Origin of the sequence: Zavarzinella formosa DSM 19928, assembly GCF_000255705.1 — a bacterium.
GTDB classification, from domain to species: domain Bacteria; phylum Planctomycetota; class Planctomycetia; order Gemmatales; family Gemmataceae; genus Zavarzinella; species Zavarzinella formosa.
In genome coordinates this window covers 70135-77280 of sequence record NZ_JH636454.1, presented here as the reverse complement: position 1 = coordinate 77280, position 7146 = coordinate 70135, and the positions used below count along the sequence as shown (strand labels likewise).

The window sequence follows — 7146 nt, the reverse complement described above, 5'->3', positions numbered from 1 at the left end:
ACCGAGCGGGCGCGGGCGTAATCGAGTCGCAGGCCGCGTTCCATCCGGGTCATGGCCATCAGCCAGGAGCGGAGGAGCAGGCGGCGGTCAGGCATTTTCGGTCAGGATGTGCTGGATGTATTCCTGCCCGGCAAACGTCATGGTCGCCCGAATGAGGTACGCATGCTCGTCGCAGAAGAGGATTTCCGTGCGGATGCTGATGTTGAGCGAGGAGTGACGGTGGTTGCCGAAATCGACGTGGATGACGTTGTTTTCCTGTCTCATGGTTTTGCATTGAGATCGGCGGGGCTGCCCGGTTCCGCCAGATGGACGGAGTTTCCGGCCAGTTCCAGCGGGATGTCGTTGAACGGCACAAGAACCACGTCCCCGCCGTCGATGTCATCAAGCCCCATCTCGCGGCGTTTTTCGTTGATCGTCATGTAGGAGGCGGCGTTGACACGGTTGGCCTTCTCATTGCGCATCGGCTCCAGGGCCGGGATGCCGGCCTCGTCGTACCAGAGGAACAACCCGTCTCCGTAGAGCGGCGTGAGCCAGCGGTTGATGGCATCCATGTACATGGAGAGCAAGGGGAGGATCGTGTCCGTCCAGAAGGCGGTTTTGGCTTCCGAGTAATTGGCGTAGGTCTGCGAATCAGGCAGGCCGATCAATTGGGGCGGCACGCCAAACGCGAGGGCGATGTCGCGGGCGGCGCCGTTCTTCCCCTCCAGAAAGTCCATGTCCTTCGGATTGAGGGACATTTCCTGCCATTCCAAGCCCCCTTCGAGCAACAGCGGCCGTCCGGAGTTGTTGCCGCCGGAGAACTGGCGGTCGATCATCTCCTTCAGGCGAAGGTACTGGTCGTCGGTGAGCGAGGTCGGTGTTCCGTCGCCTCCCTTGACGGACAACGCCCCCGAAGGCCGCGCCCCGTTGTCGAGAAGGCCCTTGTTCCAGCGCTGCCCGCCGGTGTGGATGTCCACGCCGAGGGCGGCGGGGCCAATGGGGGACAGGCCGTACCACGGAGAAAGCGGGTTGAACGAGCGGATCTGAAGGATCGCCGACTGGCCGGTGATCTGGTCCACGGGGTAGTCGAATTTCGTGTTGGCGTCGGGCCGGTATTCGTAGCCTTGGGGAAACAAGCCGCGGCCCGGAACGATCTTCACCTTGCCGGGGCTGAGGAGTTGCAATTCACGGGGTGGTTTCTGGCTCTTGTCGAGGCCGTTGCCGAAAACGTAGGCGTTGCCCGACAACTGGTGGTAGGCCGTCAGGCCGCCGCAGAACTCCCGCCATGACTGGACGGGGTTGGGGTCATAGATCAGGTCGAGCAGCGGATGCGACTCGATCTTGGCCAGCTTGCCCGCCCGGTTCTTCTGGTACAGGTGGGGTTCCACGGACGAGACGGCCGCCGCGATGCGGTTGATGCAGGCGAAGGCCACCACGCACTCGGCGTAACCCTCCCGTGCCAGCTTGTCGAACGCGGCCCCGGACAACGCCCCCTTCCCGCCGATCAGCGAGACGAAGAACGACGCGCTTTTACGCGACGGGACGGGTGTGTCCTTGCGAAACGGCCACATCAAAGGCTGCGGACGCGGGGGGCTGCGACGGGAATGCGGAATTTGCTCACCGCCAGGGCCAAAGCGCAGACCGTGTCGTCATGCAACCCGGCGGGCGCGCTGTAGCGGACGCCGGTGCGGGTGTACTCATATTCAAATTGCTCTAATTCCATGGCGATGATCCCGTCGGGGAAGGTGATCTGCCGCTGCTGAATGGCGACGGCCAGCCCTTCCATGAGTTGTTGTTTGCTTGCGCTGCTGAACTTGAAGCCCTCGAACCGAGTGCCGGGCTTTTGCAGGTCTTCCAGCACGGGATCGCCGACACCGGTGGAGTCCACCAGGGCAATGTCGCCGTCGGTGGCCGCCAAGATTTTCCGCTTCGTCTCCTGCCACGAACTTTGGAATCTCTCGAACCGGCAGGCGCTGCCTTTCGCGTCGAGGCCGATGCCGACCGTCCAGTCAACGCTTTTGGCCAGATCCCATCCCCAGCAGACCGGAGGCATGTGCGAGATGGGGGCGACACAGTCGCGGATGGCTTGCAGGCCGAATGGATTCCCGCCGTCGTCAGAGGCTTTGCAGAGGTAGAGTTCATTGAAGACGTGTTCCGGCAACTGCCGTCTGGCGTCCTCGATCTCCTCCAGGGTGACCACCCCGCCGGCCACCGCGTCGTAGGCGGTGATGACGTGGTAAGCCATGTTCGGCTCGCCGGATTCGGCCTTGCGGCTGAGCTGGTAGAAGAAATTCTTCCGGCCCTTCACGTTCCCGATGAGTCTTGCAGGACCACCGGTCGCGGTGAGGGTCGAGCGGACGGCGTACCACGCCTCGTCCTTCATGCGGCTGGCTTCGTCCAGCACGGCGGCGTAAACATCCTCGCCATATAAGCTGTCCGGCTTGTCCGCGCCCTTGAACCAGATCACCGCCCCGTTGGGCAGGGTGATGGTCAGTTCGGATTCGTTGGCGGCGTAGAGATGTCTGGGGAGAAAGCGTTTGAGGCGGCGAAAAGCGATCTTGGCCTGTGGGAAGATGGGGGCGACCCACCAGAAGTTCCGACCCTCGGCCCCGCCGATGGCGGCCTGCTCGAACAACCAGCAAATGCAGCCGACCGTTTTCCCGGCCTTGGTGCTGGCCTCGACGCAGCCATAGCGTTTGTCGTGGAAGATGGCCTCAAGCTGCTTCGGGTACAGCCAGGGCCTTTGGTATTCAATCGACCTTGGCATTCGGACCGATGGCCAGCGTGAAAATCGCTGCTCCGTCCTTTCCCGTCACTTCGGTGCGGTCGGTGAACATGCCGATATGCTTGCCAAGCAGCTCGACGGCCCGGGTGGCTCCCGCCGCATTAAAGACATAGGCGGGGACCAAGTCACCCTCGGCGTTCTCCGTCATAACCTGATTGCCTTTTCGGTCCAGCACCGGGGATGCCTGCATGCACCGTTCGGTGATGGTCTTCAGATTTTCCAGCACCCAGTCTTGGGTGATTTCGAGACGGTTGGCGAGGGTTTTCTGTCCGGCGGCGATGGCTGCCATGATGTCAGGTTTGGTCAGGTTCTCCTGCCCGATGGATTTGGCGGTGTGTTCGCTGTAGCCAGCGCGAATGGCCGCTTGCGTGGCATTCAGGTCGGTCAGGTACTCGGCGACGAATCTCGCCTGCTTGGGTGTGAGGTCGGACATGGTTCAATTCACTGTGTTGGCATCCGTGATTCGCAGGATTGGGCAACCGTTGTCGCAATGAGGGGGCGGTTTGGCCGCGAATCGTTGAGGCGGGATCTGAGTTGTGTAATCTTGGAGGGTTGCGAAGAGTTTGACGCGGCCTCGGAAGGGCTGTGCCCCTGATTTTTCAGGTATTTCGTGATTGGTGCGATCTTTGCTTTAAGGAAACAAATCCCGAACCGTTCCCCGCTCAGGAATCTCACCATGGTCATCCTCACGCGAAAACCCGGCGATGAAATTATTCTTGGCCGCAACATCCACGTTCGGCTTCTTTCCGCTCCGGGCGGCTTTGTCCGCGTGGGAATCGAAGACCCCAACGTGATGGTTGACACGACCGGCCGGGTGATCTCAATGGACGACCGGGAGGAACCGGAGGATGATGTTGTCGACTTGTTCCCGACCAAAGCCATTGCGAATGATGACACTGTTGCACTGCCTTGCGTGGAAGTGTTCAGCGAGGGGTGGGCAGGGGTGATGTGAGCCGGAAAATGGACAAACTGGTGGCGTGCTCCGAAAACAATCATGCCACACTTCGCCATCAGGCGCAAGAGTTTAATTGGGCCAACTGCTCGGCCTCCCGTTCCAGAATGCTCTTCTCCTCCTCCCGCACCTCGTCCAGAGCCCCGACGAGCCGGTCAAACGCCGCGAGATACGTGTGGCGGCTGTCCCACACGGCCATCATGTCATGCCGGGTTTCTGGCGCGTTGCGGCTCATGGCATGGATGACGGTCTGCTCGGTCGGCCCGGCGATCATTCGGCATACGCGCAGGTAAAGCGTTTCCAGAATGCGGCTGTTGGAACCACCGAAGAACTCAAGGGCGTAGATGCTGTTCGATTTGTACCCGGTCTGACGTCGAAAGGTGATCCGCATGTCCATGAGGATCATGGCGTAGCTGCGGTGCAACTCGTCGAGGATTCCCCGTTCCACCATCCACCCCAGCAATGAACCGTCCTTGATCGTGGCGTTGGAAATGCGGCCGTCAGAAACGGTGATTTCAAGATCGCCCTTGTTGGCGCGACAGGCGTTGATGACGGATGATCCACGGGGCAGCCAGTGGGACGAGTCGATTCCGTCAATCATACGAACCCTGAAAAGTGGACCCCGAGGGGGCAATGGAGAGATGGTGTCCTCCACATATAGCGTTTACGGAATCTTGATGCAACCAGATATCGTTGCCAATTGCTCCTTTGTAAACTCGTAAGTCACGAATCGCTCTCCGCATTTGGGGCATTCCCGGCGACGGAACCGAAAATACTTGAAGCGGTGCTTTCCGGCTTGACGGTGTTCCGGGTCGCGGGCGTCGGTGATTTTCGCTTTGGGATGTTTGCAGGTCATTCGGACGGGGCGCAATCGACGAACGTGACGTTCATCCCGCATTCTTTGAACATCCTCGATACTGAGCAATTGCCGGACGATTCGCCCTGATGCCTTGCAAACTCTTGGGGATAGTTCGCCTCAATGAATCCGCGAAGATCGGTGGGGTTGGTCAGGGCCACGCGGATGAGTTGGTTAAGGTCTTCGGCCAACCCCTGTTTTTCCGCCATCACCTCGGCTTCTTGCAGGCCGTCGAGCAGTTCATCGCCGACCGGAAGACCAATCACCAGCCTTCCCGCCAGTTGGTACAGGTCGGCCAGTTTTTGGGATAGGGGTGTGATTTCAGAATCACGCATTGCCGTTCGCCATCTGCTTCTTGATTGCTGTGATCGCGGCTTGTGCATCGAGAATAAAGACCTCTTTGCACGATTCCCAAGGCTCCATCCCGCTGGAATCTTCATTGTTATCATGCAGCCACTTGACTGTTGAGGCATGAATGGCCTTTGCCGCCTCCTCCACCATCTCCGGCCTATTCAACACATCCATGACGGATGATGTGTGTGTGCGGAGGCGATGAGGAGCGTTTCTTTCCAGCCAATCAGTGCCAAGCAATACCATCAAGGCGGCTTCATTCTCATGAATCGGAATATTAACTCGATTGTGATCCACTGGCTCGCTGCCCGGCTGTTCGGAAGGAGGTGGGGATGTGCTGGTGTTGCAATGATCGCATACCCCGCTTGGCAAGAATGAGCCGATTCCACAAGTCTGGCACTCGTCAATGCTTGAAAAGATGTCGAGAAACTTGGTCATGGTTCCTCTCCTTCAAAGAGAGCATCATCCAAGTTCACTTCTGGCGGCTCTGCCATCGGCATCCAGTGCGTTGGTGCATAAATGCCTTGAAGCTTCTCTTGTGTGACAGAATGCTTAAACGTCCACCATCCCTCTTCAAAATGCCCGCCTCCATCGACCCATCTTGCGTTTCTGACGATCCAGACCGTGGCAATGTCAACACCCACGAGAACCTCTGACCCGTCCTTGGGCGCGGTCCGTATCGGCTGCCATGAGTCATATATGACGGATGATGTCGGGGTACGGAGGTAAGTTTGGTATGCCTCAAGGACAAAAGCCTTCGCCTCTTCCCTATCTCGCGTCGTGTTCCACGAATTACCCCGCATAATGTCAGCGGCTTCCTGCCATGCAAGGCCACCGCGATCAGCAAGTCGCTTTAGTGTCTGCTGACCGTGGTTTCGCAGCGCTTGAGGTTCGTAAGGCGCCAAAAAGGGCATGGGAAAAAGCATGTGACCAATTTGAATGCCCGGCTGTTCGGACGGAGGCAGAGGCATGCGGCGGTTCCAGGATTTGACAGCATCTGTCACCGCCTGTTCCTTCGTGCAGCCAAACGGGACAGTGGGCGCGTCGGGCAATCCGTCGTAACACTTGTGTTGTGTGTGATTGAAGCATTTCTGGCAAATGACAACCACGCCATCCACTGCAACCTTGTTCAACTCCGCTTTGCCTCCGCAATGAGGGCAAGGCAGCAATTCACTGATGAGAGTGATGTTGAGCTTGGTCATACTCGCACCACTCGAAGTCCTGCGGCTTTGAGAGAGGCCACGGCGGAGGCGCTGGGTGCCTGACCTGTGTGCCAACCTTGGCTAATAACCCTGGCGGCCTCTTCGTCTAAAACCTCATTGAGTTGCGGGGCGAGAACAAGCTGATACCCGGTCGAGCGACAAACATAACACTGGTTCTGCTCTTCAACAGGATTGCCTTTGGCATCTGAGCCTACGCAAATCACCCATCCATTCCCTTTGCATTCGTTGCAAAGAATCGGCTCCCCATCCGTCACCTCTCCACCATGCTGCTCGGATGGGGGCGGAGGCAGTGGCATCCAGTGGGTTGGCGGATGAAGATAGACATATCCATTGCTCCATTTTCCATGCTCATAAGATCCAGTGGCATGCCAGCGCTCTCCTGTGGCAAGCTGCGGGCTAAACCCGGTCAGCAGAACCCACGCCCCGTCTTTCGGAGCCGATTCAATTGCCCGCCACCATGACTGGTTGATGGATGAAGGTGGGGAAGTACGGGTGTTCCAGGCGGCTTGCCACATTTTCCAATCAAACTGAGTAAAAACAGAGAGGTATTTTTCCTCGGCAAAATCCATTCTCGCGCAAGGCTCACGCCTCAATAGCTCTGACTCAAACGCCTCACGGCATTCATCGCTGACGGGCAGCTCGGATGTGGATGGAAGGACTTGGTCCAAACGAGCAGCTTCACCACTGGCAGGGAGAGAATGTTTGCCTGTGCCTGACTGAGAACAGATAGACCGCCAATAATAAACATTTTTTCCGCAAAATGCACATATGGGAGAGATGTTTGGGGGATTGGTCATTGCCCGCAGCCTTTCGGCTTTCCATCGACATCCACCAAGACCGCAGCGCCCGTGGGAAACTGCACATACAGAACGTGAGTATCTTCAACGCACACCAGACTGTAGCCAGTGATGTAGCCGATCTGTCTGTTTACCCATCCGCAGGCGGTCAGGGTCAGTAACGTGGCAATCAAAAGTGTTGTTCGCATCGTATGCCTTTCTGA

Annotated in this window: 11 protein-coding genes; 1 reads left to right on the top strand and 10 read right to left on the bottom strand. The window is 58.1% G+C overall.

Annotation, left to right across the window (positions count from 1 at the left end):
- Window positions 1-87: 87 nt before the first annotated feature.
- The 4 genes from BGIM_RS65705 to BGIM_RS0145655 are packed head-to-tail and all read right to left on the bottom strand — an operon-like array spanning window position 88 to window position 3197.
- Entirely contained in the window at window positions 88-264 is a 177-nt protein-coding gene (locus BGIM_RS65705; protein WP_020476259.1) for a hypothetical protein, read from the bottom strand.
- Window positions 261-1550: a phage portal protein gene (locus BGIM_RS56175; protein ID WP_020476258.1), complete on the bottom strand. Its 1290-nt coding sequence runs from the start codon at window positions 1548-1550 to the stop codon at window positions 261-263. Before BGIM_RS56175 ends, BGIM_RS65705 begins: the two co-directional genes overlap by 4 nt.
- Window positions 1550-2746 (bottom strand): terminase family protein, encoded by a 1197-nt coding sequence (locus BGIM_RS0145660; protein WP_020476257.1) that lies wholly within the window; start codon window positions 2744-2746, stop codon window positions 1550-1552. Before BGIM_RS0145660 ends, BGIM_RS56175 begins: the two co-directional genes overlap by 1 nt.
- Complete coding sequence (locus BGIM_RS0145655; RefSeq protein ID WP_020476256.1) at window positions 2730-3197, bottom strand: terminase small subunit; 468 nt, start codon at window positions 3195-3197, stop codon at window positions 2730-2732. The genes BGIM_RS0145660 and BGIM_RS0145655 overlap by 17 nt, the downstream gene beginning before the upstream one ends.
- A gap of 243 nt (window positions 3198-3440) precedes the next feature.
- Between BGIM_RS0145655 and BGIM_RS56170 the strand changes: the two genes are divergently transcribed.
- Window positions 3441-3716 (top strand): carbon storage regulator, encoded by a 276-nt coding sequence (locus tag BGIM_RS56170; protein ID WP_020476255.1) that lies wholly within the window; start codon window positions 3441-3443, stop codon window positions 3714-3716.
- A gap of 58 nt (window positions 3717-3774) precedes the next feature.
- Here BGIM_RS56170 and BGIM_RS0145645 read toward each other — a convergent pair whose 3' ends face one another.
- The 6 genes from BGIM_RS0145645 to BGIM_RS62050 all read right to left on the bottom strand — a co-directional run bounded on the left by BGIM_RS0145645 (window position 3775) and on the right by BGIM_RS62050 (window position 7131).
- The gene (locus tag BGIM_RS0145645) at window positions 3775-4317 is read right to left on the bottom strand and encodes a hypothetical protein (protein WP_020476254.1); all 543 of its coding nucleotides are present in this window, start codon (window positions 4315-4317) and stop codon (window positions 3775-3777) included.
- A gap of 251 nt (window positions 4318-4568) precedes the next feature.
- Window positions 4569-4907 carry a hypothetical protein gene (locus tag BGIM_RS0145635; RefSeq protein ID WP_020476252.1) on the bottom strand — a complete coding sequence of 113 codons (339 nt, stop codon included), beginning with the start codon at window positions 4905-4907 and terminating at the stop codon, window positions 4569-4571.
- On the bottom strand, window positions 4900-5361 hold the full coding sequence (locus BGIM_RS0145630) for a hypothetical protein (protein WP_020476251.1): 462 nt from the start codon (window positions 5359-5361) through the stop codon (window positions 4900-4902). The genes BGIM_RS0145635 and BGIM_RS0145630 overlap by 8 nt, the downstream gene beginning before the upstream one ends.
- On the bottom strand, window positions 5358-6125 hold the full coding sequence (locus tag BGIM_RS0145625) for a Lar family restriction alleviation protein (protein WP_020476250.1): 768 nt from the start codon (window positions 6123-6125) through the stop codon (window positions 5358-5360). The genes BGIM_RS0145630 and BGIM_RS0145625 overlap by 4 nt, the downstream gene beginning before the upstream one ends.
- Window positions 6122-6715, bottom strand: a complete 594-nt coding sequence (locus BGIM_RS64370) for a DUF551 domain-containing protein (protein WP_157369953.1) — start codon at window positions 6713-6715, stop codon at window positions 6122-6124. Before BGIM_RS64370 ends, BGIM_RS0145625 begins: the two co-directional genes overlap by 4 nt.
- Before the next feature lie 224 nt (window positions 6716-6939).
- Window positions 6940-7131 carry a hypothetical protein gene (locus tag BGIM_RS62050; protein WP_084760654.1) on the bottom strand — a complete coding sequence of 64 codons (192 nt, stop codon included), beginning with the start codon at window positions 7129-7131 and terminating at the stop codon, window positions 6940-6942.
- Window positions 7132-7146: the final 15 nt, after the last annotated feature.

Bases quoted from the DNA above. Each gene is read 5' to 3' on its own strand.
- BGIM_RS65705 (WP_020476259.1), bottom strand. From the start codon at position 264: ATGAGACAGGAAAACAACGTCATCCACGTCGATTTCGGCAACCACCGT.
- BGIM_RS56175 (WP_020476258.1), bottom strand. From the start codon at position 1,550: ATGTGGCCGTTTCGCAAGGACACACCCGTCCCGTCGCGTAAAAGCGCG.
- BGIM_RS0145660 (WP_020476257.1), bottom strand. From the start codon at position 2,746: ATGCCAAGGTCGATTGAATACCAAAGGCCCTGGCTGTACCCGAAGCAG.
- BGIM_RS0145655 (WP_020476256.1), bottom strand. From the start codon at position 3,197: ATGTCCGACCTCACACCCAAGCAGGCGAGATTCGTCGCCGAGTACCTG.
- BGIM_RS56170 (WP_020476255.1), top strand. From the start codon at position 3,441: ATGGTCATCCTCACGCGAAAACCCGGCGATGAAATTATTCTTGGCCGC.
- BGIM_RS0145645 (WP_020476254.1), bottom strand. From the start codon at position 4,317: ATGATTGACGGAATCGACTCGTCCCACTGGCTGCCCCGTGGATCATCC.
- BGIM_RS0145635 (WP_020476252.1), bottom strand. From the start codon at position 4,907: ATGCGTGATTCTGAAATCACACCCCTATCCCAAAAACTGGCCGACCTG.
- BGIM_RS0145630 (WP_020476251.1), bottom strand. From the start codon at position 5,361: ATGACCAAGTTTCTCGACATCTTTTCAAGCATTGACGAGTGCCAGACT.
- BGIM_RS0145625 (WP_020476250.1), bottom strand. From the start codon at position 6,125: ATGACCAAGCTCAACATCACTCTCATCAGTGAATTGCTGCCTTGCCCT.
- BGIM_RS64370 (WP_157369953.1), bottom strand. From the start codon at position 6,715: ATGGATTTTGCCGAGGAAAAATACCTCTCTGTTTTTACTCAGTTTGAT.
- BGIM_RS62050 (WP_084760654.1), bottom strand. From the start codon at position 7,131: ATGCGAACAACACTTTTGATTGCCACGTTACTGACCCTGACCGCCTGC.